Raw genomic sequence first — 26077 nt, 5'->3', positions numbered from 1 at the left:
GGAGTGAGCGCCCCCGCAGCGGCCCCCGCCGACGCCCTCGACCCCGCCCGCCGCGGCCGGCTCTTCGCCGCGGTGGCCGGGGTCGTCGTGCTCTTCCTGGCCGCCTCGAGCGTCCCGTCCCCGCTCTACGTCGTCTACCAGGCGCAGTGGGGCTTCTCCGCCGCGACGCTGACGGTGGTCTTCGCCGTCTACGTGCTGTTCCTGCTGGCGTCGCTGCTGGTGGTCGGCGGGCTGTCCGACCACGTCGGGCGCCGTCCGGTGCTCGCCGTCGCGCTGGTCGTGCAGACGGTGGCGGTCGTGCTGTTCCTCGTCGCCGACGGGGTGACGACGCTGCTCGTCGCCCGGGCGGTGCAGGGCGCGGCGACCGGGGCGGCGATCACCGCGATGGCCGCGACGCTCGTCGACCTGCACCCGCGCCGGGCCGGCCTCGCCAACGCCACGACGCCGCTGATCGGCCTGGCGCTCGGCGCGCTGGGCTGCGGCCTGCTCGTGGAGTACGCGCCGGCGCCCACGCGCCTGGTCTGGGTCGTGCTGCTGGCCGGGCTCGTGGTGGTCGCCGTCGTGCTGGCCCTGCTGCCCGAGACCGCGCCGCGCCGGGCCGGCGGGTGGGCCTCGCTGCGGCCCCGGCTGCGGATCCCCGCCGGGCTGCGCGCCGACGTGCTGGCGATCGTGCCGACGCTCGCGGCGAGCTGGGCCCTCGGCGGGCTCTACCTCTCGCTGGGCCCGTCGGTCGCCGCCGAGGTCCTGGGCCTGCGCAGCCACCTCATCGGCGGGATCGTCGTGACCCTGCTGTGCGGGGTGGGCGCGCTCACCGCGTTCACGGTGTTCCGCCGCCCGCCGGAGTCGCTGCTCGCGCCCGCCGGCGGCCTGCTCGCGCTGGGCACGCTGGTGACGCTCGGCGGTCTGGTGCTCGCGTCGCCGCTGGTCACAGCGGCCGGGACGGTCGTCGCCGGGCTCGGGTTCGGGTCGGCGTCGCTGGCCTGCTTCGGCACCCTCGCGCGGATCGCGGCGCCGGAGACCCGGGGCGAGCTCATGGCCGTCGCGTACACGATCGCCTACCTGGCGTTCAGCCTGCCGGCCGTCGTCGCCGGGATCCTCACCGTGCAGATCGGTCTGCGGCCGGTCGCGGAGGGGTACGGGCTGGTGGTCGTCGCCCTCGGCGTCACCGCGGTCGTCGCGCGCCTGCTCGTCGTGCGCTCGCGACGCACGCAGGAGTGCGCCGGGGCGTGACGCGGGCACCCCGCCGCCGACCCCCACCGGAAGGACTCCCCCATGCCTCGCCCCCCGCTGCCCGACGAGACCCAGCAGCTCCTGGCCCGTCCCAACCCCAGCGTCGTCGTCTCGCTGCGCCCCGACGGCCAGCCGGTGTCGGTGGCGACCTGGTACCTCTGGGAGGACGGCCGGGTGCTGGTCAACATGGACAACGCGCGCAAGCGCGTGGAGTACCTCAAGAACGACCCGCGGGTCTCGATCACCGTGCTCGCCGAGGACGACTGGTACACCCACGTCAGCATGCAGGGCCACGTCGTCGAGTGGGCCGACGACGACGACCTCGCCGTGATCGACCGCCTGTCCCAGCACTACACCGGCAAGCCCTACCCGATCCGCGACCGCGGGCGCGTCAGCGCGTGGATCGAGGTCGACCGCTGGCACGGCTGGGGCGCGCACAAGGCCACCGACAACCCGGACAACGTGGGCTGATCGAGGGCCTCCCGGGCGGGGAGCGGTCACCCGTTCGGCATCACCGGGCGCGTGGTTAGGGTTGCCTCGGTCGGCACGGAGAAGATCTCCGTCGCCGCCCTGCCGCGTCGCGACGGAGGTGTGCGTGACCCTCGCCCGTGGGCCCCGCCCGGGCCCCACCGGTGACCTCGCCGGACCCCGTGCGGGGTCCTGGGCCGTGCACGACTCGGTGCTGGACGCGGTGGGCACGACGCCCCTGGTCCGCCTCGGGCGGATGTTCCCGCAGCCCGGCGTGGCCGTGCTCGCCAAGCTCGAGCTGATGAACCCGGGCGGCAGCATGAAGGACCGCTCGGCGCGCTACATCGTCGGCACGGGCCTCGCGGACGGGTCGATCCCGCCGGGCAGCCGCCTCGTGGAGTCGAGCTCGGGCAACTTCGGGGTCGCGGTCGCGATGGCCGCGCGCCTGCACGGGCTGGCGTTCACCTGCGTCATCGACCCCCACGCGAGCGCCGCCAACGTCGCGATCATGCGCGGGCTCGGGGCGGACGTCGTGACCGTCGACGAGCCGGACGAGGCCGGCGGCTTCCTGCACACCCGCCTGGCCCGCGTCCACGAGATCCTCGCGACGACGCCCGACACCGTGTGGATCAACCAGTACGCCAACGACCGCAACTGGCTCGCCCACTACCACGGCACCGGCGCCGAGATCGCCGACGCGATGCTCGCCCCGACCCACCTCGTCGGCGCCGTCTCCACCACCGGGAGCCTGCTGGGCTGCGCGCGGCGCCTGCGCGAGAGCGGGCCCGTCGAGGTCGTCGCCGCCGACGCCGTCGGGTCGGTGATCTTCGGCGGGGTGGGCGGGGAGACGGCAGCGCGGCGGGAGCTGCCGGGTCTCGGGTCCAGCCGCGTCCCGGAGCTGCACTCCCCCGCCGAGATCGACCGCGTCGAGCACGTCGACGACGCCACCGCCGCGGAGGCCTGCCGCGAGCTGCTCGCCACCGAGGCGATCTTCGCGGGCGGGTCCACGGGCGCGGTCGTCACCGCCGTGCGCCGCCTCGTGCGCGACGTCGCCCCGCCGGCCCGCATCGTCGCGATCTTCCCCGACCGTGGCGACCGCTACCTCGACCGCGTGTGGGACGACGCGTGGCTCGACCGGGCCCGTGCTCGTCGGGTCGCGGCGTCGGTGTGAGCCGCCGGTGAGCACCGACCCGCGCGTCCTCGTCCTGCGGGACCTGCTCGACGCGGCCGTCGCCGAGGACCTCGCGGGCGCCGGCCGGGTGCGTCCCGGGTCGGGTCCGGACGGCCGCCCCGGCACCTGGGTGCGCCTGCTCCTGCCCGACGGGCGCTGCCTCGCGTGGCGGGCGCGGGCGGGCGGGGTGCTGCAGACCTCGCGCTACGTCGACGGGCCGGTGCTGGTCGGGGTGCCGGGCGAGCCCCTGCGCGAGACGACCGACCCCGCCGAGGTCCTCGAGCTCCTCGCCCCCGACGCGCCCTGCGAGGAGATCGTGGCCCGGGACCTGGGGACGGCGGTGGGGCACGTGCTGGACGTCTCCGATCCTTCGGGCGAGGTGCTCGCCGCCGTGCGCGGGCGCCCCTTCCACCCGACCGCACGGGCGGTGGCCGGCTGGTCGCGCGCGGAGCTCGACCGCTGGGGCCCGGGCCGCGAGGTCGCGCTGGACTGGGTGGGCGTGCGCCGCGACCACGTGCGGCACGGCACCGGGGGCCCGGTGGTCGTCGACGGCGCGCCGGAGGCCCCGGACGGCTACGAGGCGCTGCCCGTGCACCCGTTCGACCGCGAGCGCGTGCTCCCGGTCGCCTTCGGTCGCGAGCTCGCCGACGGCACCGTCGTCCCGCTGGCGCGGGGGGTGGGGTCGGGCACGGTCACGTCGTCCCTGCGCACCCTCGACCTCGGCGGCGACCGGCACCTCAAGCTCCCGCTCGGGGTGACGACGCTCGGCTCGGCGCGCCTGCTCGGGGCGCGCTCGCTCGACCACGGGCAGCGCGGCGAGCAGGTCCTGCGCCGGGTGCTCGCGGCCGACCCCGCGCTCGCCGCGCGCGTGGCGGTCGCCGACGAGTCGGCGTGGTCGGGGTTCGCGGCGCCCGACGGCAGCGACGAGTTCCACGACCGTCCGGGACATCTCGCGGCGGCGCTGCGCCGGCTGCCGCCGTGTCCGGACGGGGCCGTGCGCCTGCCCCTGGCGGCCCTGGCGGCGCCGGCGTGGGACGGGGTGGCGGGAGACGGAGCGGAGCGGAGCTCGACCCGGGGAGCGCTCACCGGCCTCGGTGACCCGGCCGGGGTGTTCGGCGAGGTGGTCGAGGCCGTCGTCGAGGTCGGGATCGGGTTCCTGCGCCACGGCGTGCTGCCGGAGATGCACGGGCAGAACGTGCTGGTGGAGCTCGCGGGAGACGGAGCGGAGCGGAGCTCGACCCATCGGCCGGGAGACGGAGCGGAGCGGAGCTCGACCCGTCGGCCGGGAGACGGAGCGGAGCGGAGCTCGACCCATCGGCCGGGAGACGAAGCGGCGCGGAGCTCGACCCGTCGGTACACGTCCGGGCGGGTCGTGCGGGTGGTGCTGCGCGACCACGACGCGGTGCGCGTCCACCCGCGCTGGCTCTCGGTGCCCGACCCCGCCTACCGGCTCGCGCCCGGCGGGACGCAGTCGCTGCGCCTCGACACGCCCGCGGAGCTGATCGGTTTCTTCTGCACGCTGACCGTCGAGGTCGGGCTGGGCGGGGTGGTCGACGCCCTGGTGCGCGCGACCGGGGAGCCCGAGCCGCGGTGGTGGTCGGTGATCCGGCACGCGGTCGAGGGCGCCGTCGACCGGACGCGCAGCCCGGTGGTCCGCCAGGCGTTGCGGGCGACGCTGCTCGACGCCGAGACCTGGCCGTACCGGACGGTGCTGCGCCCGCTGCTCGAGCGCGGCCCGTCGCGGGGCGCGAGCATGCCGGCGGGCACCACGCGCGTCCCGAACCCGTTGCGGGCGGTGCCGTGAGACCCGCCGAGGTCGCCGCGGCGCTGGCGGCGTCCGCCCCGGTGCGCGACCGGGTGCTCGCGCAGCTCGTCGAGTCGCTGGTGCTCGAGGACGCCGTCGAGGTCGTCGGCGACGGCGGTCCCGGCACGAGCGCCGGGCCGTTCGCGCTGCGGTTCGTGCGCACGCCGTCGTTCGGGCGGGTGCGGCTGACGGCGCCGGTCACGCGCGACGGCCGTCCGGTGACCCCCGCCGAGTTCCTCGCCGACGCCCCGGTCCGCGCCGACCCCGCGTGCCGGGCCCGCCTGGCCGGTGAGCTCGCCGCGACCGTGCTCGGCGACGCCCTGGCGGTGCGCGCGCGCCCGGCCGGCCCGCTCGACCCGGACGCGGGCCACGACGTGCTCGAGTCCCTGGTCGCCGACGGGCACCGCTACCACCCGGCGTACAAGTCGCGGATCGGGTTCGGGGTCGACGACCTGCTGGCCTACACCCCGGAGTTCGCGCCCACCGTGCGCCCGGTGCTGCTCGACGCCGACCCGTCGCTGGTCGCGGTGTCGGCGTCGGCGGGGCTGGACCCGGCGTCGGTGTGGCGCGCGCCGGCGGGCCGCGTCGGGATCCCGGTGCACCCGTGGCAGTGGGACCACCACGTCGCCGCGACCCACGCCGACGCCCTCGCGTCGGGGGCGTTGCGGGTCCTGGACGACGGGGACGCCCACCGACCGCAGATGTCGATCCGGACGTTGGCGCGGATCGACGCGCCGAGCGAGCCGTCGGTGAAGCTGCCGCTCGCGATCACGAACACGTCGACCTCGAGGGGCCTGGCGCCGCACACCGTCCGCAACGCCGCGCCGATCTCCGACTGGCTGGCGGGGATCGTGGCCGGCGACCCGGTGCTGGCCGACAAGGCGCGGGTGATCGTGCTGCGCGAGGTCCTCGGCGTCACCGTCGACCCGGGCCTCGGGGCGATCTGGCGGGAGAGCCTGCACCGGTACCTGCACCCCGGCGAGCGGGCCGTGCCGTTCCCGGGGCTGGCGTCGCGCTCGGTCGAGGGCGTGCCGCTGATCGACCCGTGGGTCCGGGCGCAGGGCGCGCGGGGGTGGGTGGAGCGGCTGGTCAAGGCGACGGTGCTGCCGCTGGTGCACCTGCTCGTCGTGTACGGGGTGGCGCTGGAGTCGCACGCGCAGAACATGCTGCTCGTGCACGCCGGGGGCCTGCCGACGCGGGTGGCGCTCAAGGACTTCCACGACGGGGTGCGGTTCTCGCGGTCGTTGCTGCGCGCCCCGGCGCCGGTGCTCGAGGCGCCACCGGCCGACCACCCCAACGCCAACTCGTTCCTCGAGACCGACGACCCGGCGCAGGTCACGGGCTTCCTGCTGGACTGCCTGTGCTTCGTGAACCTGGCCGAGGTGGCGTGGGTGCTGGCGAGCGACTACGGGTTCGGCGAGGACGAGTTCTGGGCGGTGGTGCGGCGCGCGATCCGCAACCACGCCGACCGCGTCCCGGAGTTCGCCGCGCGCCTGGCGACCTTCGATGTCCTCGCCCCGACGCTGTCGATCGAGAAGCTCACCACCCGCCGCCTCTGGCCCGACACCGAGCTCCGGGTGCACGACCTCCCGAACCCCCTGGCCACGTGAGCGGACTTTCGACCCATAGCTCGAAAGTTCGCTCACGAGGGGTAGGCGGCCAGCTCCAACGAGGTTCTGCGGATGGCGCACACTGGCTCCACGTGGACGGGCTCTTCGTGGCGACGCCGTCGCCCGCGCTGGTCGAGATGGTGGGCGCCGCCGGGTACGACGTGGCGATCCTCGACGCCGAGCACGCGCTCGTCTCCCCCGACACCCTGCAGGAGATGATCCGCGCCGCCGAGGTGGCCGGGATCGCGCCGTGGGTGCGGGTGCCCGAGCACGATCCGGGGTTCGTCCTGCGGGTGCTCGACGCCGGGGCGACGGGCCTCGTCATCCCGCACGTGCGCTGCCGCGCCGACGTCGAGGAAGTCGTGCGCGCCGCCCGGTACGCGCCGGCAGGGATGCGCTCGCTGAACTCGGGGCGCATGGTCGGCTACGGCGGGGTGGATCTCGCGACCCACGTGGCGACGGCGAACGCGAAGGTCACCGTGGTCGCGATGATCGAGGACGCCGAGGCGCTCGACGTCGTCGACGAGATCGTCACGACGCCCGGGCTGGACATGGTGCTCGAAGGCGCCGCCGACCTGTCCCAGTCGCTCGGGGTGCCGTGGCGGACGCGGCACCCGCGCGTGCGACGGGCCGTCGAGCAGGTCCACGCCGCCTGCGTGCGCCACGGCGTGCGGTTCTGCGCGATCCCCCGCGTCCCCGCGGACGTCCACCGCTGGCGCGCCCGCGGCGTGCACGACCTCGTCCACGGCGAGGAGCGGTCCTTGGCGGTGCGCGCCTTCCGTGCCCACGTGAGCGGGCTGTCGACCGATAGCTCGGAAGTCCGCTCACATGAGGACGTGATCGCCGCGGCCATTGAGGGCCCCGACCCGGTGTGCCTCTACTCCTACGACCTGCGCGCCCTGCAGGACCACGTGCGCGCCGTCGTCGACGCCCTGCCGCCGCGGTGCCGGATGTTCTACGCGGTCAAGGCGAACAGCGACGAGCGGGTCGTCGCCGCGCTCGACGGGATCGTCGCCGGGTTCGAGGTCGCGTCGGGCGGCGAGCTCCGCGTCGTCGGCGACGCGGCCCCCGACGCCGCGGTCCTCCTCGGCGGCCCCGTCCCCACCGACGACGAGCTCGCCGCCGGCGTCGCGGCCGGCGTGACCCGCGTCCACGTCGAGAGCCTGCTCGGCCTGCACCGGCTCAGCGCCGCCGCGACGGCCGCCGGCACGACGACGGACGTCCTCCTGCGCGTCAACCTCGCCGGCCCGTTCCCCGCGGCGACGATCGCGATGGCCGGGCGCCCCACCCAGTTCGGCATCGACGAGTCCGACCTCGCCGACGCCGTCGCCGCTGCCACGACCCTGCCCGGGATCCGCCTCGCCGGCTTCCACCTGCACTCGCTGTCGAACAACCTCGACCCCGCCACCCACCTCGCGATGCTCGGGCACTACCGCGACGTCGTGCTCGGCTGGGAGGAGCGCTTCGGGGTCCGCGCCGAGGTGGTCGACGTCGGCGGCGGCATCGGCGTCGACTACGCCGCGCTCGACTCCCCGTTCGACTGGCCCGCCTTCTGCGCCGGCCTCGCCGAGCTCCTCACGACGTTCCCCGAGCACTGGCGCGAGATCGACTTCGAGTGCGGGCGCTTCCTCGTCGCCCGCTGCGGGGTCTACGCCGCCGAGGTGCTCGACGTGAAGCACACCCACGGCCACGCCTACGCCCTGCTGCGTGGCGGAACGCACCACTTCCGCCTGCCCGCGTCGTGGCAGCACAGCCACCCGTTCCACGTCGTCCCCGTCGACGACTGGCCCGCGGGGCGCCCGCGCCCCGAGGTGGCCGGCGAGGAGGTGACGGTCTGCGGCGAGCTCTGCACCCCGAAGGACACCCTCGCCCGCGCGCCCGTCGAGCGGCTGCGCGCCGGGGACGTGGTCGTGTTCGAGGCGGCCGGCGCCTACGGCTGGGACATCTCGCACCACGACTTCCTGCGCCATCCGCATCCGCAGCGGGTGTTCCTGTCCGGCCCGCCGGGGTAGCGTCGGTCGACCACCCGGCGCGCCGCGCCGGTCGCGTCCGGGACCGACGATCGGTGCGTGCACCCCCTCGGATTCGTTCCACGATCATCCGAGCCGTCCGGGAGCACCCGATGTCCGACAAGTCCCCCCGCCAGTCCTCCTCCAAGAAGTCCGACAAGACCATCAAGGAGAAGCGGGCCATCAAGAAGGCCAAGAAGGCCGGCGGGAACGACGGCGTCGCGTTCCCGACGCGCTGATCGTCGGCGGCGTCAGGTCCCTAACCGCCGGCCTGACGCTGCCCGTCGATCTTCCAGATGCCGTCGGCGAAGGCCAGGCGGAACACCGTGCGCTCGTCGACCTCGCGTCCGTCGGCGTAGCGGTAGGTCACCGTCGCGTCGACCTCGTTGCCACCGGCGGGTGACACCCCGCGGACGGTCACCTGCGAGATCGTGCCCCAGAACCGCCGGTAGCCGTCGAAGCCGCCGGCGGTGCCCTGCTGGAACGACGGCGTCAGGCGCTCCCACCCCTCGTCGAGCCGACCCGGGATGAGGCCGTAGTAGTCGATGACCGCCTGCTGGCGGGCCTGGTCCTCCGGACTGCCGGTGAGCCCCGCGCCGGCGCTGCTGCTGCCGCCGCCGGCGCCGCTCCCACCCGCGGCGTCGGGCGACGCCGCGCCCGACCCGGTCGGGTCACCGGCCTCCGGTGCCGCCGTCGACCCCGGGACCGAGGCCCCCGGCCGGTCGGCGGTCGTGCTGAGCAGCGCCGCCACCGCGATCACGGCGACCACCGCGACGACGACCGCCGCGGCCACGACCCACGGCCACCGGCGCCCGCGCTCCGACTCGCCGGACTCGTCCGGGTCGGGGGCCCCGACCGGCGCGGTCGCGGCCGGGCGGGTGCCGGGGCGGGTGGCAGGGCGGGTGGCGGGCGCGGTCGTCGGTGCGGCCACGGCGCCGTTCGGGGGCCCGTGCCGCCCGGGTGCCGGCTCCGCCGGCTCCGCCGACGGTGCCGACGGTCCCGGCGAGGATGGCGCCGCCGCCGGCGCCGGCGCCGGCGAGGACCCGGACGACGCCGGCGACGACGTGACCGCCACCTGGACCGGTGCGGGCGCGCGGTGCGGCTCCGGAGCCGGCGCGGTGGTCGGGGCCGTGGTCGGGGCCGTGGCCGGAGCGCTCGGCGGCGGCGTCGGGGTCGGGTCCCGCCACGCCTCCGGGGTGGCCTGCGGGTGCGAGGTCGGCGTCGGGTGCGGGCTCGAGGGCGACACCGGGTCCGGCGCCGGCTCCGGCCGCGCCAGCACCGGCGTCACCGGCCCCTCCTCCGTCCCGGCCTCCGCCGCGACGAGGCGGGCCAGGTCGTCGCGGACACGCCGCATGTCCGGGCGCTCCGCCGGCGCGGGCCGCAGCAGCGCCTCGACCAGCGGGGTGATCGGCCCGCGCGGGGTCGGCGGGGCGTACTCCCCCGACGCGACGCGGTGCAGCACGGCGAGCGGGTTGTCCCCGGTCCCGAAGGGCGGCGCGCCCTCGAGCGCGGCGTAGAGCGTCGAGCCGAGCGAGTAGACGTCGGACGGGAAGTCGGCGGCCGCGCCGCGCGCCACCTCCGGCGCGAGGTAGGCCGGGGTGCCGGCCATCATCCCGGTCGAGGTGAGGGTGACGTCGTCGACGGCGCGGGCGATGCCGAAGTCGGTGACCTTGGCCAGGCCGTCGTCGGCGATGAGGACGTTCCCGGGCTTGACGTCGCGGTGCACGATCCCGGCCTGGTGCGCGGCGACGAGCGCGTCGGCCACCTGCCGGCCGATCCGCGCGACCCGCTCGGGCTCGAGCGGTCCGTCGGCGACGAGGACCTCGGCGAGGCTGCGCGACGCCAGGTACTCCATGACCAGCCACGGCCGGTCGTCGTGCTCGACGACGTCGTACACCGTGATCGCGTGCGGGTGGTGCAGCCGGGCGATCATCCGGGCCTCGCGGAAGACCTGGCGGTGGGCGCGGTCGCGGGCCTGGTCGTCGGCGCCGGCGGGCAGCCAGACCTGCTTGAGCGCGACCTCCCGGCGCAGCCGCTCGTCCTCGGCGCGCCACACGACGCCCATCGCGCCCTGCCCGACGCGCGCGAGGACGCGGTAGCGCTCGGCGACCAGCTCGCCCTCGTCGGCCACCCGCACTCCTCGTCGTCTCCCGGTCGGTGTCGGGAGTCTGCCCCAGACGGGCGACGATCATGTGCGGACCGGCCGGTCAACCCAGCGGGAGCCGGAAACCGCCCGTCATGAGCTCGTAGCTCATCTCGTGCACGTCCTGGGTGGTGACGAGGTCGATGCCCCGGCGCGCGGCCTCCGCCCGGGCGGCGCCGAACGTGGCGTCGGAGTCCTCGTGGGAGCGTCCGCGCGTCCAGTAGCGGATGGCGTGGCAGTGGCTGCGCGCGAGCCCGCGGTCGAGGCGCAGGTGCTCGCGGATCGCCTTGACCGCGTGCCCCTCCCCCGCGACCCACGCCGCGACACCGGCGGTGACGGCGCGGGCGCGCACGGCGTCGGCGAGCGACCCGCCGAGCGCCCGGTGCACCCACGTCACGGGGCGGGCGAGCGGCAGCTCGTCGTCGGGCTCGGCGACCTCGACGACCGTCTCGACGGGCAGGTCCGCGGGCAGCGCCTCGTGCAGGGCGGCGATCGCGGGCAGCGCGGTCTCGTCGCCGGCGAGCAGCACCGCGCGGGCGTCGGCGGGTGGGGCCCAGCCGCCGCCGGGGCCGACGACGCCGGCGGGGTCGCCGGGGTGCGCGGCGGTGGCCCAGCGCCCGGCGGCGGAGTCGCCGTGCAGGGCGATGTCGATGGTCATCGTGCCGCGGACGCGGTCGAGCGCGCGCACGGTCATGCTGCGGGCGTAGGGCCGCGAGCAGTCCGCGGGCCACGTCAGGCCGGAGGGGCCGGGGCTCGGGAGCGCGACCGGCGCCCCGGGCTCGGCGAACAGCAGCCGCACGTGCGCGGCGGGCGGCGCGGGCTCGAGGGCACGCAGAGCGGGACCACCCAGCGTCACCCGCTGCATGCGCGGGGTGATGCGTTCGGTCGCCACCACCTCGAGCAGCGGCAGCACCGCCATCCTCGCCACGAACCCTCCTTCACCCGAATGCGAGGAAGGCTAGCCTCACCATGCTGGATCGAGCCACCCCGCGACCGCTCGGGGCGCCCAGCGCGGTCCGCGGGGCGGCGAGAGGTCAGAGCCCGAACACCTTGCGGGCGGTCTCGCCGAGGATGTTGCGCTTGGCGTGGTCGTCGAGGAACGGCAGCGACGCGATGCGCCCGGGGACGTCGAAGTCCCAGTGCGGCCAGTCCGACGAGTACATCAGCGTGTTCGGCGCGTCGATCGCCCGCAGCGTCGCCTCGAGGAGCGCGTCGTCGGTCCACTCCATCGGCTGCGACGTGTAGTACATCTCGCGCATGTAGTGCGACGGCGGCTTCGTCAGCAGCGGGGCGTCGGACTGGCGCATGTAGTACTCGTGGTCGAGCCGTTGCATCATGAACGGCACCCACGCCAGGCCGCTCTCGATCCAGATCGTCTTGAGCCCCGGGAACCGCTCGGGGATCCCGTTGATGACCCAGTTGGTCATGTGGGTCATGTTGCAGGTCACGAAGCTCATGGCGTGGGCCGACAGGAAGCGGTTCATCGTCGACGTCATCGAGTCGGCCTGGTTCGGGCCGGCGTGGAACCCGATCGGCAGGCCGCGCTCCTCGAGCATGCGGTAGAGCGGCATGTAGGCGTTGCGGTGCACGCCCGCGTGGCGCTGGCTGGTGACGAGGAAGCCGATGACGCCCGGGTGGTCGGCGAACTCCTCGACCGTCGCCAGGCACGCGTCGGGGTCCTCGAACGGCAGGCCGAGCATCGTCTTGACCCGCGGCTCGCGGGGCAGGACCTGGCTGGTGAACCAGCGGTTGTAGGCCTGCAGCAGCGCGCTCGCGACCTGGGGCTGCGGGTGCAGGCCGGTCTCGAGCATCGGCTGCGGGAACACGACCTGCAGGTCGATGCTCATCGCGTCCATCGCCCGGCGCACGAGCGTCACGTCGCGCTCGGCCCCCGACGCCGCCCCCGGCGTCTCCTCGGCGAGCGAGGCCTGGTGCGGGATGCGCCCGGAGACGTCCTGCATCGTCAGGCCGGGCGGGTGGTTGTGCAGGGCCAGGTGGGAGGCCTGCGGCCAGTTGCGCATCATCTGGTGCGCGGTGTCCTTGAGCACCGGCGACTCGAGGAACTCGAGGATCTCCGGCCACGAGTCCAGCTCCACATGGTGGGAGTCCACGTCGACGATGAAGTAGTCGTCGAGGCCGTAGCGCTCGGTGTCCCGGGCGGCGTTGGCGAGGATCTCGCGGCTGTCGGTGTGGGTGGTGATCTCCTGCGTGGGCAGGCGACGCACACCGTCGTCGATGGTCATGAGCTGCTCCTCATCGCTGGTCCAGCTCTGCTCCGCTGCGTGTCCGCGAGAACCAGAGGGCGAGGTCGAACGGGTTGAGGTCGTGCGCCTTGAGCGCCGCGGTCGCGAGCACGACCGCCTCGGTGGGCGTGAGGTCGGTGCCCGTCGGCGGGTGCGCGTCCTCCTCGGCGGCGACGGCGTAGAGGCGTCCCGCGACGGAGAACAGGCGGCGGGCGACGTCCGGGTCGAGCTTCGCGATCGCCCCGTCACCGAGCCCGGCGTCGACCTCGGCGGTCAGCTGGTCGACCAGCTCGGAGATGCGCTCAGACCGTGACACGGACCCGCCCGCCCTCCTCGGCGACCGTCACCGGGCGCAGCGCGTAGTCCGGCCGGCCGGGGTGGCGGCCCGTGGTGACGTCGTACTCGAACCCGTGCCAGGGGCACACGATGTGCATCTCCGAGTCGTCGAAGACGAGGCCGAGGCTGCGCTGCGCGTCGTCGAGGCGCTCGCGCACCCGCGAGACGATCCGGCCCTGGCAGGCCGGTCCGCCCTGGTGGGCGCAGACGTTCTCGTAGGCGTAGAGGCGGTCCCGGAAGCGGAAGACGCCGACGGTCACGGCGTCGGTGCCGTGGCCGAGGGTGACGACGAGGCGCCCGCGCTCGGCGACCTCGTCGCTCGCGCCGACGTCGTAGGTCCGGGCCGCCGGCGCGCTGCCCCCCGCGCCCGTCGACCCGTCCAGCGTGGTGGTCATGGGACCTACCGTGCGCCGCGCCACATCCGTTGTAAAGTTCAGGTATGTGGGCTGATACGTGAGCAATCCTGCGTATTCGCTGCGCCAGCTCGCGTACTTCGTCGCGGTCGCCGAGGCGGGGACGCTGGCCGGGGCGTCGGCGACGCTGCACGTCTCGGCGTCGGCGCTCTCGCTGGCCCTCGACGAGCTCGAGCGCGCCCTCGACGCCCAGCTCACCGTCCGCCGGCGCGCCCACGGCATCCGGCTCACGCCCGCCGGCCAGGAGACGCTGCGCCGGGCCCGCCGGCTGCTGCGCGAGGCCGGGGAGCTCGCCGACGCCGCGGGCGGCGATCCGGGCGAGGTCGCCGGCACCGTGCGGGTCGGCTGCTACACGACGCTCGCCCCCGGGCTGCTCCCGGCAGCGATCGGGCGGTTCAGCGCGCGGCACCCGCGGGCGCGCGTCGAGTTCGTCGAGGGCTCGCAGGACCTGCTGCAGCGCGGACTGCTCGAGGGCGAGCTCGATGTCGCCGTCGTCTACGACCACCGCCTCGACCCGGCCCTGGAGCTGACCCCGGTCTCGGCGAACACGCCCCACCTCGTCCTGCCGCGCGGGCACCCGCTGCTGCGCGGGACGCGCCCGGTCGCGCTGGCCGACCTCGCCGGCGAGCCGATGGTGCTGCTGGACCTGCCGCCGAGCTCCGAGCACGCCCTCGGGGTCTGCCTCGCCGCCGGCCTGTCACCCCGCATCCGCTACCGCACGGCGAACGCCGAGACCGCGCGGGCGCTCGTGGCGCAGGGGCTGGGTTTCACGGTGCTCGCCCATGCCGACCCGGGTGCCGGACGACGCGACGAGGTGGTCGCCGTGCCGATCGCGGAGGAGCCCGCCCCGCTGCCGATCGTGCTGGCGTGGTCGGGGCAGGTGGCGCCGACCGCGACGGCGCGGGCGTTCGCGGCGGCGGTCACGCCGTGAGTCGTGCACGGCCGCCGCGGGGTCGCCAGGATGGAGACGACGGCAGCGAGGCGGGAGGGCCACCGGTGGCTGATCTGCGGGACGACGACTACGTCGCGGCGCACCTGCGCGACGACCTCACCGAGGAGCCGCCGCCGTGGCCGCCCCACGAGATCGTGCCGGGGCTGTGGCAGTCCGGGAGCCCCGAGCCCGGCGAGCGCTGGGACGCGGTGTTCGACCTGCACGGCAGCGCGCCGCCGCTCGAGGACGTCGAGTTCTACGTCCACTGGATCATCGAGGACGGCCCGGCGCCCGACTTCGCGACGCTGCGCGGTCTCGCCGACCTCGTCGACGACATGCGCAACGGCGGCAAGCGCGTGCTCATCCACTGCGCGGCGGGGATCAACCGCTCGGGGCTGCTGTCGGCGGCGGCGCTGATCCGCGGCGGGCACGACCCGGACGAGGCGATCGACCTGGTGCGCCGGGCGCGCAGCGGCGCGCTCAACAACCCGAACTTCGTCGACATGCTCCACGACCCCCGGTGGCACCGCCGGCAGGAGTGATCTCCCCGAGGGCGGAGAGCTCGTCGAACAGGGCGAGCAGCTCGCCGACGTCGGTGGTGCCGAGGCGCTGCTGACGCCCGATGAGCACGGCGAGCGCGAGGTCGGCCAGCCGGTCGGCGCGCTCGGTGTCCGTCCCGGCCGCGACGAGGGCGTCGGCGACGACCCGCCGGCGCTGCTCGTCGACCCGCTCCTGCACGACGGCGACGCGGGGGTCGCCGTGCGCCCACGCCCGGATCGCGGTCTCGGCCTCGTGCGGGAAGGTCAGCGCGAGGTGCTTGAGGACGTCGAGGCGGCCCTCGGGATCGGGCTCGCGGTCGGCGAGCTCGGCGAGGCGGCGGGTGTCGACGGTCTCCCAGTGCTCGAGCAGGGCCTCGACGAAGCCGTCCCAGCCGCCGAAGTGGTGGTAGAAGGACCCGCTGGTCACACCGACCGCCCGGCACAGCGTGGCCAGGCGCAGCCCGGACCGGCCCTCGCGCGCGAGGAGCGTCATCGCCGCGTCGAAGAAGCCCTCGCGGTTGGTCACGGTCACGTCGCCACCCCCTCGCCGATCGAACATAGCAGCTCCTATGGTCGACCGACGATAGGTGGACTTACGTTCTGGGGGTCGCCGTGGACCGCCACGCGACCCGGGACCCCCGAGTGAGGTCCGCTCACACCGTGTCGGCGAAGGTGCGGTGCGGCAGGTCGATGCCGTCGGTGTAGTGCTCGGCGGCCGCGCGCAGCCACATCGCCTGCCGCTCCTCCGCGTCCGGCTCGGGGAACCGCTCGCACATGCGCGCCCGGCCCGGCGTCACCTCCCCGCACGGTCCCCAGACCTCGGCGTACTCGTACTGCCGCGACTCGGTGAGCGCGCGGGCCAGTACGACCGCGTCATCGTGGTTCTCGCTCCACCCGAGGCTGTGCCAGCCTTCCGCGTCGGGCCGGTGGCCCGGCGGGTCGGCCCAGGCGCGGACCTCCCACTCGAGCTCGGCGTGCTCGTGGCGGCGGCGGTCGGACAGCGGGCGTTCACTCATGGCGATCGCGCTCCTCGCTCGTTCGCGGCGACGGAGGCGGCCCGGCGTGAGGGGCACGACCGGGTCGTCAGCACCTGGTGTACACCCACCGTTCACGCAGGTCGAGCCGACGAAACGGTCCTTCCCGACGCCGCGGGAGGTCTCTCCGCGAACTGTGATCAGTCCGTCGCGCGGAGGCGGTCGAGAGCGGTCGGCAGGTCGACGACGTCGGCGTACTTCGCGTCGAGGTCGGCGAGGTTCTGGTCGTGCAGGGCGGTGCTCCGGTCGGCGCACGCGCCGGCGACGACGATGGGCCGGAAGCCCTGCGCGAGCGCGTCGGTCGCGGTGGCGCGCACGCAGCCCGACGTCGACACCCCCGCGACGACGACCGTGTCGACGCCCCGCGCCCGCAGCGTCGCGCCGAGCGAGGTGCCCGCGAACGACGACGCGTGCTGTTTGACGACGAGCGCCTCGCCCTCCCCCGGCGCCAGCGCGAGCTCGCCCCACCCGCCCGGCGCGCCCTCGGCGAAGCAGGCGAGCGACGGGACCTTGGCGGCGAAGAAGCCGGCGTCGGTCATGTCGGCGGCGAAGCGCACGACCGTCCAGAGCACGGGGATCCGCGCGTCGCGGGCGGTGCCGACGAGGTCGGCGCAGGCGTCGACCACCGTCGGCGAGTCGAGGAAGAACGGCCCGCCGGGCTCGGTGTAGGCGCGCACGAGGTCGACGACGACCACGGCGGGCCGGCTCCCCCAGCCCACGCGGCCCGCGAACGGGGCGCCGTGCGGACCGCTCATCGCGGACCCACCATCACGGCGCGGGCGTTGCCGAGGTGGCAGCGCATCACCGCGCCCGCCCAGTCCCCGTCGCCGGCCCGCAGCGCGGCGACGATCTCGACGTGGTGGGCGAGGCTGCGTGCGAGCGAGGCCGGGTCGTAGGCGCGGAAGGTCCGGGTGACGACGGGCGTGTGCACGACGTTGGCCAGCGCCGCGGCGAGCGCCGGCGCGTGGGCGAGCTCGAGCAGGCGCGCGTGGAAGTCGCGGTTGAGGTCGACGAGGGCGTCGAGGTCCTGGTCGGGGCCCGGGGCGCCGAGCTCCTGCATGCGGCGGGCGAGCGCCTCGAGGGCGTCGAGGTCCGCGGGCGTGGCGTGGGTGGCGGCGCGGGCGGTCGCGCGGGGCTCGAGGGCGAGGCGGACGTCGAAGATGCCGTCGAGGTCGTCGCGGGAGAACCGGGTGACCCGCGCGCCGCGGTGGGCCTCGAGCTCGACCAGCCCCTCGGCGGCCAGGCGCGTGAGCGCCTCGCGCACGGGGGTGCGCGAGAGCCCCAGCCGCTCGGCGGTCTCGACCTCGCCGACGTGCGCACCGGCGGCGAGGTCGCCGTCGAGGATCGCCGCGCGCAGGTCGGCGAGAGCGCGCTCGGAGGCGCGTGCCGTCGTGCTCGTCATCGCCTCTCCGTCCCGATGTTGTGTGCAACCTAGGGTGCGCCGCCGCGTGCGACAAGGCACGATCGGTCCCGGCCGTTCGTCGTTGTGCACAAGGAGCCCGCGTCGTGGGAGATCTGCTGAGCCGCCCCGGCAACCGCCGCGCCCGCCTGCGCGAGCTGCTCGACTCCGGGCGGCCCGTCCTCGCTCCCGGTGCCTTCGACGCCCACTCGGCGCGACTGGTGGAGCAGGCGGGGTTCGACGTCGCCTACATGACCGGCTTCGGCACCACGGCCTCGCTGCTCGGGCGCCCGGACATCGGCCTGCTCGGGCAGGCCGAGATGGTCGACAACGCGCGCCGGATGGCCGCGGTGCTCGACGTCCCGCTCATCGCCGACGCCGACACCGGCTACGGCAACCCCATCAACGTCATCCGCACCGTCCGCGAGTACGAGCAGGCCGGCGTCGCCGGGCTGCACATCGAGGACCAGGTGATGCCGAAGCGCTGCGGGCACCTCGCGGGCAAGGTCGTCGTCCCGTGCGAGGACATGGAGGCGAAGATCCGGGCGGCGGTCGAGGCCCGGAGCGACCCGGACATGGTCATCATCGCCCGCACGGACGTCGCCGCCGTCGAGGGTCTCGACGTCGCGATCGACCGCGCGCGCCGCTTCCACGACGCCGGCGCCGACGTCCTCTTCGTCGAGGCGCCGACCTCGGAGGAGGCGATCGAGACGGTCGCGAAGGAGCTCGCGGGCCACCGCCTGCTGTTCAACTGGGCCGAGGGCGGGCGCACCCCGTCGCTGTCCTACGACCGCCTCGCCGAGCTCGGCTTCTCGCTCGTCCTCTTCCCGGTGTCGACCCTGCTCGCCGCCGACACCGCCATGCGCTCGGTGCTCGCGCGCCTGCGCGCCGACGGCACCCCGGCCGCGGTGCTCGACGAGATCGGGGGCCTGGACGCCTTCGCCGCCCGCGAGGGTCTGGACGAGATCCGCGAGCTGGAGCGGCGCTTCACGACGTGAGCGGGGTGCTCTCCACATCGATCTCCCGAGGGTGTCGTGGGCGTCGTCTCGGCGAGAGCAGTGGCGACACCCTCGCGAGATCGAACTGGCGAGCTACCGCGCGACTCCCCCGGCGAGGGGCACGTTCCGCAGGCAGGGAGGCCCGTCGATCAGCCGACCGTGCCCGTCGCGCCGACGCCCACACCCGCGACGACGGGCACGTCCTGCCGAGGCTCTCCATATTGATCTCTCGAGAGTGTCGCCAACGTCGTCCCGCCGACAGCAATGGCGACACCCTCGCGAGATCGAATTGGCGAGCTACCGGGCCGCGAGAGGCACGTTCCGCAGGCCGCGGGGCACCTCGATCATGCCGAGCGTGCCCCTCGCGGCCGCTGGCGTCGTCAGGCATGCCCGCGCGTGCTCTCCACATCGATCTCTCGAGAGTGTCGTCAGCGTCGTCTCGCGAGAGCAGTGGCGACACCCTCGCGAGATCGAACTGGCGAGCTACCGCGCGACTGCCCCGGCGAGGGGCACGTTCCGCAGGCCTCGGAGCCTGTCGATCATGCGGAACGTGCCGCTCGTGCCGGCCCCGACCTCAGCTCCCCCCGCCCAGTCCCCCGTCGCGGCGCCAGGTGTCGCCGTCGAGGTGGTCGAGGTCCAGGTCCGCCGCCGCCTGCAGCGCCTCGGGCGAGCGGGCCACGAGCAGCGCCATCCACAACGGGTAGCGCTCCTGCTGGCGCAGCGAGACCTCGTGCTGCCCGGCGATCAGCAGCCCCGGGCGCGGGAGCCGGCACCAGCAGCGGGCGTGGTCGGGCATCGGCGCGTCGGGGTGGTGCGGGCAGTGCACGACGTGGTCGAGGAGGTTCGCGGCGCGCTCGCGGACCGTCCACAGCGTCCGCATCGCGGTCTGCTCGTCGGTCTCCCCCAGCGCGACGCCGCCCTGCTGGCTGAACGCGACCACGCGCCCGCCCGCGCCCTTCCACAGGCGCAGCCGCTCGACGGCGTCCGGGAAGACCTCGATGTCGAACGGGCCGCGGTACGGGCGGCCGAGGTCCTCGGGCGTCTTGCGCAGCACGCCCTCGACCTCGACGAAGAGCATCGGCACCGCGGGCCACGACGGTGGGGTCATGGCCCGGCGATGCTAGTGCGTCGGCAGCCCGGACGGTGGGTGCTCGTCGACGACCAGCACGGACGAGCACCCACCTCCCGGGTCAGGACCGCAGCGCGCGGCGCAGGAGCTTCCCCGTCACGGTCTTGGGGATCTCGTCCATCAGCTCGACCTGGCGCGGGTACTTGTAGGCCGACATGCGCTCCTTGCAGAACGCGATGAGCTCGTCGGGCTCCACGCTCTGCCCCGGGCGCACCGAGACGAACGCCTTGACCGTCTCGCCGCGGTACTCGTCGGGCACCCCGACGACCGCCGCCTCGCGGACCGCGGGGTGCTCGTAGAGCACGTCCTCGACCTCGCGGGGCCAGACCTTGTAGCCGCCGGCGTTGATCTGGTCCTTCTTGCGGTCGACGACGTAGAACCAGCCCTCGGCGTCCATGTAGCCGACGTCGCCGGTCTTGAGCTCCACCGACCCGTCGGGGGCGCGCAGCGCGTTCTGCGTCTCCTCGGGCTTGTTCCAGTAGCCGGGCACCACCTGCGGGCCGCGGGTGACGATCTCGCCGACCTCGCCGACGTCGGCGTCGGTGCCGTCGTCGCGGACGATCCGCACGACCGTCGAGAACACCGGCACGCCGACCGAGAGCGCGCCCGACGCCGAGTCCACCGGGGCGTCGGCCTCGCGCGGCACGCCGTGCGAGGGCGAGCTGGTCTCGGTGAGGCCGTAGAAGTTGTGGATGTAGAGCCCGAACTGGTCGGAGAACGCCTTGATCGTCGACGGTGGGATCGGCGCGCCGCCCGAGTACAGGCGGGTCATCGACGCGAGGTCCTCGCGCTGCGCGCCCTCGGCGTTCATCAGCGCGATGAACACGGTGATCGAGCCGATCGAGAACGTCGGCCGGTGCTCGCGGATCGCGTCGAGCACCACGCCGGGCTCGAAGCGGTAGGCGAGCACCAGCGGGATCGGGATCAGCAGGGCGATCGCCATGTGCCCGATCACGCCGGTGATGTGGAACAGCGGCGCGACGCCGAGCACCGAGTCCTCGGGCCCGAGCTGGATCCAGTCGCGGTAGGTGCGCGCGTTGAACACCACGTTGCGGTGGGTGTTCATGGCGCCCTTCGGCGGGCCGGTGGTGCCCGACGTGTAGCCGAGGAACGCGACGTCGTCGAGGCCCAGCTCCACGGGCTCGGGCGTGCGGTCGCCGATCGACGCGAGCACCTCGGTGAGGTCCTCGGTGCCCTCGTGGCGCGTGCGCTCCATCCCCGCGAACAGGCGCTTGTCGTGGCGGGTCTGGTACTCCAGCGGCGAGGTCGTCCAGGCGATGCGCAGCGACGGGATCGTCGGCACGACCTCCGCCGCGACCTGCCCGAACAGGTCCTCCTCGGCGAGCAGGGCCGTCGCCTCGCAGTCCGAGAGCAGCGTCGTCAGCTCGCGGGTCCGGCTCATCGGGTTGATCGAGACGACGATGCCGCCGGCCTTCCACGTGCCGATGACGGCGATGAGCACCTGCGGGATGTTCTGCAGGTACGTCGCGAGCCGGTGCCCCTTCTCGAAGCCGCGGTCGGCGAGCGCGACGGCGAACTGGTCGGAGAGGCGGTCGAGCTCGCGCAGCGTCAGCGTGCCGTCGAAGTACCGGACGATCTCGGTGTCGGGCGAGCGCTCGAGCGCGGCCGAGAACATCGCGAGCGCGCTCGGGTACTCGGGCTCGACGTCGTGCGGGTAGTCGTCGCGGTAGCGCGGCAGCCAGGGCCGTTCGTCGTAGATGCCCATCAGCGGATCACCACGGGGTTCACGGGCGACCCGGTCGCTTCGTGGATCTTCAACGGCGCCGCCGTGTAGAGGAAGTCCCACCGGCCGTCGGCGGCGCACGCGTCGGCGAGGTCGTCGAGCCAGATGATCTCGGCGAGGCTGATGCCCAGGTTGCGCAGCAGCGACGCGTGCAGCGGGAGCAGCACGCCGCTCTCGGGGTCGGCCGTGACCTCGTTGGCGATGGTGTCGGTGACGAGGTTCGGGATCTCCTTGTCCTGGAACCACTCGACGAGCTCGCGCGAGTAGGTCAGGCCCGGCTCGATGAAGCCCTCGTAGAACTCCTCGGACGGCGTCGCGTAGAAGTACTTCAGGAAGCCGGTGCGCACCAGCAGGATGTCGCGGTCCTCGATGGACGTCCCCTGCGCCGACGCGGCCTCCTCGAGGTCGCGGTGGGTGAACGTCTCGCCCTTGTCGAGCCACTCCTTGCCGCGGTGGCGCGCCATGTCGATGAGCACGCCGCGCCCGGCGACGCCCCGCTCCGCGATCGGGAGGATCGACGCCCAGCTCATGCCGCCGCCGGTGGTGGTGTCGGCGTGGCGCCCGTTCCAGAGCGTGTCGTCGTACCAGGCGTGACCCAGCGCGTCGTACTGCGAGGAACCCTGCAGGAAGATCTCGGCCTTGTCGTCCGTGGCGCGGATGCCACCGGGGAAGCTCGGCCCCTCGCCGGACTCGAAGACGTCGTGGTCCCAGACCATCTCGCGCTTGATGCCCTCGCGGCCGGGGAAGACGGGGTCGCCGTGCGGGTGGCCCATCGGGCACTGCAGCGTGAACACCTGGCCGTTCCTGACGCTGGCCACGCCGCGGAGCACCTGGCCGGCGTCGAGGTAGTTCAGGGCGCCGACCTCGTCGTCGTCGCCCCACTTCCCCCAGTTCTGCGGGGGATCGTCGCCCAGCAGTTCCCGCATCGACGGGACGTCGGCCATGAGCTCCTCCTCGAGATCACCGTGACCCGGCCCACGGTGCCCCGTCGCCCGGCGGGCGACAAGGGGCGGCCGAAAGGGTGCGCTCCGTGACCAGGACGCCGGTCGTTCGGGACGCTACGGTTCGGCCATGCGGCCGACGGTCGAGGAGCTCGTGGAGATCGAGTGGTTCCGCCGTCTGCCCGCCGACCTGCTCGCCGAGGCCGCCCGCGTGTGCACGGTCGTCACGCTCGCCCGCGACGCGGTGCTCTACCGCTCGCACGGCGTCGCCGACGCGTTCTTCGTGCTCCTGCGCGGGCGGGTGGGGGCCTGGCGCGGCGACCCGGACGGGCCCGAGTCGATGCTCTACTTCGTCGCCGACCGCCGTCACGAGAGCCTGTGCCTCGAGAACGTCGTGGCCGACATCCCGTACTTCGCGACCATGCGCGGGCTGCTCGACGACACCCGCGTGCTGCGCGTCCCGTCGACGTTGCTGACGACCATGCTCGCCGCCGACCGCGAGCTCGGCATCGCCATCGCGCGCCACATCGCCGAGCGCCTGCAGACCTTCACCGAGCAGATGACCGACCTCGGCTCGCTGCCCGTCGTGCGCCGCGTGGCCAAGTTCCTGCTGGCCAGCCGGCAGAACGGGTCCGACCTCGTCGTCGTCACCCTGCGCCAGGCCGAGGTGGCGAGCCGGCTCGGGGCGGCCCGGCAGTCGGTCAACCAGGCGCTGGCCACGCTGGTGCAGCGCGGGATCATCGAGCCGGTGGGGCGCGGGGTCTACCAGATCCACGACCGGCCGGGTCTCGTGGCGCTCGCCCGCGGCGGGCCCGCACCCGGGCCTGGATCACGGGCGCGCGGCGTGGTCGGATCACCGGGTGCCCGCGACACATGAGGTCACCAACCAGGTCCCCGATCTCGTCGGCCACGACGTGGCCGCCGACCCGCCGCTGCTCGAGGCCCTCGAGCGCGAGGGCGCCGGGTGGTACCGCGACGAGCTGCACGCCGTCGGGCGGCTGGCCGGCTCGGCGACCGCGCAGGGGTGGGCCGACGCCGCGCACCGCAACGAGCCCCGGCTGCGCACCCACGACCGCGTCGGTCACCGCATCGACGAGGTCGACTACGACCCCGGCTACCAGGAGCTGACCCGCGTCGCGGTCGAGCACGGCTTCGCCGGCGCGCCGTGGGCCGACGACCGGCCCGGCGCCCACGTGGCCCGCGCGGCCGGCTACGTCGCGTGGAGCCAGGTCGAGGCGGGCCACGGCTGCCCGATCACGATGACCTACGCCGTCCTGCCCGCCCTGCGCGCCGCCCCCGACCTGCTCGCGCAGTACGGCCCCGGCCTGACCAGCCGGGTGCACGACCCCGGCCTGCGGGTGCCGTCGACCAAGCGCGGGCTGCTCGCCGGCATGGGCATGACCGAGAAGCAGGGCGGCTCCGACGTCCGCGCGAACACCACGGTCGCCCGCCCCGACGGCGAGATCTACCGGCTGACCGGGCACAAGTGGTTCACCAGCGCCCCGATGTGCGACCTGTTCCTCGTGCTCGCGCAGGTCGCCCGGACGCGCAGCGAAGCGGAGCCGGACCCTCGAGGGGGCGGGCTGACCTGCTTCCTCGTGCCGCGCGTGCTGCCCGACGGCACGCGCAACACGTTCCGCATCCAGCGGCTCAAGGACAAGCTCGGCAACCGCTCGAACGCCTCGTCCGAGCCGGAGTTCGAGGACACCGTGGCCTGGCGGGTCGGTGACGAGGGCCGGGGCGTGCGGACGATCATCGAGATGGTCGCCTGCACCCGCCTCGACACCGCGCTGGGGTCGACGGCGGGGATGCGGGCGGCGGTGTCCCGGGCGGCCCACCACGCGCGTTACCGCTCGGCGTTCGGGAAGACGCTGATCGAGCAGCCGCTGATGCGCGAGGTGCTGGCCGACCTGGCCTGCGAGTCCGAGGGCGCGGTGGCGCTGGCGATGCGGCTGGCCGGGGCGCAGGACCGCGCGCAGCGGGAGCAGGCGGGAGGCGCAGCGCAGCGGAGCTCGACCCATGAACACGAGGCGGCGTTCCGGCGGATCGGCGTCACGCTGGGCAAGTACTGGATCTGCAAGCGCCAGACCGCCGTGGTCGGCGAGGCCCTCGAGTGCCTCGGCGGCAACGGCTACGTCGAGGCGTCCGGGATGCCGCGGCTGTTCCGCGAGGCGCCGCTGAACTCGATCTGGGAGGGGGCGGGCAACGTCAACGCCCTCGACCTGCTGCGCCTGCTGGCCCGCGAGCCGGCGACGCTGGAGGCCTACCGCGCGGAGGTGCTCGGGGTCGACGATCGCGTCGACGCCGGGTTCAAGGACGTCGAGGCCGAGCTGGCCGCCCCCGAGGAGCGCGGCGCGCGGCGTCTCGCCGAGCGGATGGCGGTGCTGCTGACCGGCGCACTGCTGGTCCGGAACGCGCCCTCGGCGGTGGCCGACGCCTACGTCGGCTCGCGGGTGGTCGGCGACCACGGGCACGCCTTCGGCACGCTCCCCCGCGGCACCGACGTCGGCGCGCTGCTGGCGCGGCTGCCCCGGACGGAGACGAGCGCCTGATGGACCACCTCATGCCCGGTGTGCGGGCCGCCGAGGTCCAGGGCCGCATCCGCACCCACTACCTCGAGTCCGGGCCGTCCGACGGCGAGCCCGTGGTGTTCGTGCACGGCAACCTCTCCACGAGCCGGTTCTTCGAGCACCTCATGCCGGGCGCGCCCGAGCGCTGGCGCATCCTCGCGCCCGACATGCGCTGCTTCGGGCGCTCCGAGCCCGCGCCGATCGACGCGACACGCGGGCTCGGCGACTGGGCCGACGACCTGGTCGCGTTCCTCGACGCGCTGGGCATCGACCGTCCCGCGCACCTCGTCGGCTGGTCCACCGCGGGCGCGGCGATCGCGCTGGTGGCGCGCGCCCGGCGCGTGGCGTCGCTGACCTTCCTCGACCCCGTCGCGCCGTACGGGTTCGGCGGGACCTTCCCCGACGGCCGCCCCTGCTACCCGGACTTCGCGGGCTCGGGCGCCGGGGTGGCGAACCCGGAGTTCGTCCGCCGCCTGCGCGAGGGCGACCGCAGCGAGGACAGCCCGCTCTCGCCGCGCAACGTCATGAACGCGACCTACTGGCGCCCCGGGCACCGCGAGCCCCGCGACCGCGAGGACGTGCTCGTCGACGAGATCCTGCTGACGACGATCTCCGACGACGGCTACCCCGGCGACGCGCAGACCTCGGAGAACTGGCCGGGCAGCGCGCCGGGCACCCGCGGGCTGCTCAACGCGCTGTCCCCGAAGTACTGCGACTGGTCGTGGCTGCCGACGCTCGCCGAGAAGCCGCCGGTGCTCTGGACCCACGGCAGCGACGACGTCGTGGTCGCCGACGGCTCGGCGCTCGAGCTCGGCACCCTCGGCGCGAGCGGCGTCGTGCCGGGCTGGCCGGGCGCCGACGCCTTCCCGCCCCAGCCGATGGTCAGCCAGATCCGCGAGGTGCTCGAGGCCTACCGCGCGGCGGGCGGGCGCGTGGCGATCGAGGAGTTCGCCGGCTCCGGCCACGGGCCCCACGTCGACGCGGCCGAGCAGTGGGCGGCGACCTACTGGGCGTTCCTGGAGTCGACCCGCGGCGGGCGCTAGCTGAACACCTGGTCCAGGCCCGTCAGCTTGAGGGCGCGGGCGGGCTGGCCGCGGGCCCCGCGCAGCGCGAAGGCGGCGCCGACCTCGGTCGCGCGGCGGTGGGCGCCGAGCAGGACGCGCAGGCCGCAGGAGTCGCAGTAGGTCACCTCGGCGAGGTCGACCACGAGGTCGGCGGGCCGGTCGTCGAGCGCCGCGCCGACGGCGTCGTCGAGACGACCGTGGCTGTCGTAGTCGAGGTCGCCGCCCACCACCACGACGGCCTGGCCACCGGGTCCGTCCGTCCGCTCGGTGCGGATGGTCAGCTCGGGCATCGCGCCACCTC

26 protein-coding genes are annotated in these 26077 nt (G+C 74.8%); 13 read left to right on the top strand and 13 right to left on the bottom strand.

Features of this window, described 5'->3' with window-relative positions:
• Window positions 1-3: 3 nt before the first annotated feature.
• From PGB27_RS17955 to PGB27_RS17925, 7 genes are all read left to right on the top strand, one after another.
• Entirely contained in the window at window positions 4-1230 is a 1227-nt protein-coding gene (locus tag PGB27_RS17955) for an MFS transporter (RefSeq protein ID WP_274201750.1), read from the top strand.
• A 42-nt stretch (window positions 1231-1272) separates the two neighbouring features.
• A complete protein-coding gene (locus PGB27_RS17950; protein WP_274201749.1) occupies window positions 1273-1701 on the top strand; it encodes a TIGR03618 family F420-dependent PPOX class oxidoreductase in 429 nt (142 codons plus the stop codon).
• Window positions 1702-1825: 124 nt separating this feature from the next.
• Window positions 1826-2869, top strand: a complete 1044-nt coding sequence (sbnA, locus tag PGB27_RS17945; protein WP_274201748.1) for a 2,3-diaminopropionate biosynthesis protein SbnA — start codon at window positions 1826-1828, stop codon at window positions 2867-2869.
• A 7-nt stretch (window positions 2870-2876) separates the two neighbouring features.
• Entirely contained in the window at window positions 2877-4673 is a 1797-nt protein-coding gene (locus tag PGB27_RS17940) for an IucA/IucC family protein (RefSeq protein ID WP_274201747.1), read from the top strand.
• Window positions 4670-6283, top strand: coding sequence for an IucA/IucC family protein (locus PGB27_RS17935; RefSeq protein WP_274201746.1), 1614 nt, complete (start codon window positions 4670-4672; stop codon window positions 6281-6283). The genes PGB27_RS17940 and PGB27_RS17935 overlap by 4 nt, the downstream gene beginning before the upstream one ends.
• Window positions 6284-6375: 92 nt before the next feature.
• Window positions 6376-8295: an aldolase/citrate lyase family protein gene (locus tag PGB27_RS17930; RefSeq protein WP_274201745.1), complete on the top strand. Its 1920-nt coding sequence runs from the start codon at window positions 6376-6378 to the stop codon at window positions 8293-8295.
• Window positions 8296-8405: 110 nt separating this feature from the next.
• Window positions 8406-8531 (top strand): hypothetical protein, encoded by a 126-nt coding sequence (locus PGB27_RS17925; RefSeq protein WP_274201744.1) that lies wholly within the window; start codon window positions 8406-8408, stop codon window positions 8529-8531.
• Window positions 8532-8551: 20 nt separating this feature from the next.
• On the opposite strand, the gene PGB27_RS17920 is transcribed toward PGB27_RS17925, so the two are convergent.
• From PGB27_RS17920 to PGB27_RS17900, 5 genes are all read right to left on the bottom strand, one after another.
• The gene (locus tag PGB27_RS17920; RefSeq protein ID WP_274201743.1) at window positions 8552-10423 is read right to left on the bottom strand and encodes a serine/threonine-protein kinase; all 1872 of its coding nucleotides are present in this window, start codon (window positions 10421-10423) and stop codon (window positions 8552-8554) included.
• A 76-nt stretch (window positions 10424-10499) separates the two neighbouring features.
• The gene (locus PGB27_RS17915) at window positions 10500-11354 is read right to left on the bottom strand and encodes a siderophore-interacting protein (RefSeq protein WP_274201834.1); all 855 of its coding nucleotides are present in this window, start codon (window positions 11352-11354) and stop codon (window positions 10500-10502) included.
• A gap of 115 nt (window positions 11355-11469) precedes the next feature.
• Complete coding sequence (locus PGB27_RS17910; protein WP_274201742.1) at window positions 11470-12678, bottom strand: amidohydrolase family protein; 1209 nt, start codon at window positions 12676-12678, stop codon at window positions 11470-11472.
• A gap of 10 nt (window positions 12679-12688) precedes the next feature.
• Window positions 12689-12994, bottom strand: a complete 306-nt coding sequence (locus tag PGB27_RS17905; RefSeq protein WP_274201741.1) for a hypothetical protein — start codon at window positions 12992-12994, stop codon at window positions 12689-12691.
• Window positions 12981-13409 carry a Rieske (2Fe-2S) protein gene (locus tag PGB27_RS17900; protein WP_274201740.1) on the bottom strand — a complete coding sequence of 143 codons (429 nt, stop codon included), beginning with the start codon at window positions 13407-13409 and terminating at the stop codon, window positions 12981-12983. Before PGB27_RS17900 ends, PGB27_RS17905 begins: the two co-directional genes overlap by 14 nt.
• 58 nt (window positions 13410-13467) lie before the next feature.
• Here PGB27_RS17900 and PGB27_RS17895 point away from each other — a divergent pair, with 58 nt between their 5' ends.
• Together PGB27_RS17895 and PGB27_RS17890 are read left to right on the top strand one after the other, a co-directional pair.
• Window positions 13468-14358 (top strand): LysR family transcriptional regulator, encoded by an 891-nt coding sequence (locus PGB27_RS17895; RefSeq protein WP_274201739.1) that lies wholly within the window; start codon window positions 13468-13470, stop codon window positions 14356-14358.
• A 65-nt stretch (window positions 14359-14423) separates the two neighbouring features.
• On the top strand, window positions 14424-14900 hold the full coding sequence (locus PGB27_RS17890; RefSeq protein ID WP_274201738.1) for a protein-tyrosine phosphatase family protein: 477 nt from the start codon (window positions 14424-14426) through the stop codon (window positions 14898-14900).
• Here PGB27_RS17890 and PGB27_RS17885 read toward each other — a convergent pair.
• The 4 genes from PGB27_RS17885 to PGB27_RS17870 all read right to left on the bottom strand — a co-directional run bounded on the left by PGB27_RS17885 (window position 14839) and on the right by PGB27_RS17870 (window position 17333).
• Window positions 14839-15429: a TetR/AcrR family transcriptional regulator gene (locus PGB27_RS17885; protein WP_274201737.1), complete on the bottom strand. Its 591-nt coding sequence runs from the start codon at window positions 15427-15429 to the stop codon at window positions 14839-14841. The two genes, PGB27_RS17890 and PGB27_RS17885, sit on opposite strands and share 62 nt — an antisense overlap.
• A gap of 121 nt (window positions 15430-15550) precedes the next feature.
• Window positions 15551-15913 (bottom strand): hypothetical protein, encoded by a 363-nt coding sequence (locus PGB27_RS17880; RefSeq protein WP_274201736.1) that lies wholly within the window; start codon window positions 15911-15913, stop codon window positions 15551-15553.
• 158 nt (window positions 15914-16071) lie between these two features.
• The gene (locus PGB27_RS17875; RefSeq protein ID WP_274201735.1) at window positions 16072-16686 is read right to left on the bottom strand and encodes an isochorismatase family protein; all 615 of its coding nucleotides are present in this window, start codon (window positions 16684-16686) and stop codon (window positions 16072-16074) included.
• A complete protein-coding gene (locus tag PGB27_RS17870; protein ID WP_274201734.1) occupies window positions 16683-17333 on the bottom strand; it encodes a GntR family transcriptional regulator in 651 nt (216 codons plus the stop codon). The genes PGB27_RS17875 and PGB27_RS17870 overlap by 4 nt, the downstream gene beginning before the upstream one ends.
• Before the next feature lie 104 nt (window positions 17334-17437).
• Here PGB27_RS17870 and PGB27_RS17865 point away from each other — a divergent pair, with 104 nt between their 5' ends.
• Entirely contained in the window at window positions 17438-18328 is an 891-nt protein-coding gene (locus PGB27_RS17865; RefSeq protein ID WP_274201733.1) for an isocitrate lyase/PEP mutase family protein, read from the top strand.
• Between the two features lie 574 nt (window positions 18329-18902).
• On the opposite strand, the gene PGB27_RS17860 is transcribed toward PGB27_RS17865, so the two are convergent.
• The 3 genes from PGB27_RS17860 to PGB27_RS17850 all read right to left on the bottom strand — a co-directional run bounded on the left by PGB27_RS17860 (window position 18903) and on the right by PGB27_RS17850 (window position 22145).
• A complete protein-coding gene (locus PGB27_RS17860; protein ID WP_274201732.1) occupies window positions 18903-19436 on the bottom strand; it encodes an HAD family hydrolase in 534 nt (177 codons plus the stop codon).
• A gap of 82 nt (window positions 19437-19518) precedes the next feature.
• A complete protein-coding gene (locus PGB27_RS17855; protein WP_274201731.1) occupies window positions 19519-21183 on the bottom strand; it encodes a class I adenylate-forming enzyme family protein in 1665 nt (554 codons plus the stop codon).
• Complete coding sequence (locus PGB27_RS17850; protein ID WP_274201730.1) at window positions 21183-22145, bottom strand: cyclase family protein; 963 nt, start codon at window positions 22143-22145, stop codon at window positions 21183-21185. The genes PGB27_RS17855 and PGB27_RS17850 overlap by 1 nt, the downstream gene beginning before the upstream one ends.
• Window positions 22146-22272: 127 nt before the next feature.
• Here PGB27_RS17850 and PGB27_RS17845 point away from each other — a divergent pair, with 127 nt between their 5' ends.
• The 3 genes from PGB27_RS17845 to PGB27_RS17835 are packed head-to-tail and all read left to right on the top strand — an operon-like array spanning window position 22273 to window position 25755.
• Window positions 22273-23019 carry a Crp/Fnr family transcriptional regulator gene (locus PGB27_RS17845; protein WP_274201729.1) on the top strand — a complete coding sequence of 249 codons (747 nt, stop codon included), beginning with the start codon at window positions 22273-22275 and terminating at the stop codon, window positions 23017-23019.
• On the top strand, window positions 23003-24694 hold the full coding sequence (locus PGB27_RS17840) for an acyl-CoA dehydrogenase family protein (protein ID WP_274201728.1): 1692 nt from the start codon (window positions 23003-23005) through the stop codon (window positions 24692-24694). Before PGB27_RS17845 ends, PGB27_RS17840 begins: the two co-directional genes overlap by 17 nt.
• Window positions 24694-25755 (top strand): alpha/beta hydrolase, encoded by a 1062-nt coding sequence (locus PGB27_RS17835; RefSeq protein ID WP_274201727.1) that lies wholly within the window; start codon window positions 24694-24696, stop codon window positions 25753-25755. The genes PGB27_RS17840 and PGB27_RS17835 overlap by 1 nt, the downstream gene beginning before the upstream one ends.
• Here the strand turns inward: PGB27_RS17835 and PGB27_RS17830 are convergent.
• Entirely contained in the window at window positions 25752-26066 is a 315-nt protein-coding gene (locus tag PGB27_RS17830) for an STAS domain-containing protein (RefSeq protein ID WP_274201726.1), read from the bottom strand. The genes PGB27_RS17835 and PGB27_RS17830 overlap by 4 nt on opposite strands.
• Window positions 26067-26077: the final 11 nt, after the last annotated feature.

This window comes from Actinomycetospora lemnae, assembly GCF_028737315.1.
Taxonomy (GTDB): Bacteria; Actinomycetota; Actinomycetes; order Mycobacteriales; family Pseudonocardiaceae; genus Actinomycetospora; species Actinomycetospora lemnae.
Note: the sequence above shows the minus strand (reverse complement) of the source record. Positions and strands in the feature narration are given on the sequence as shown.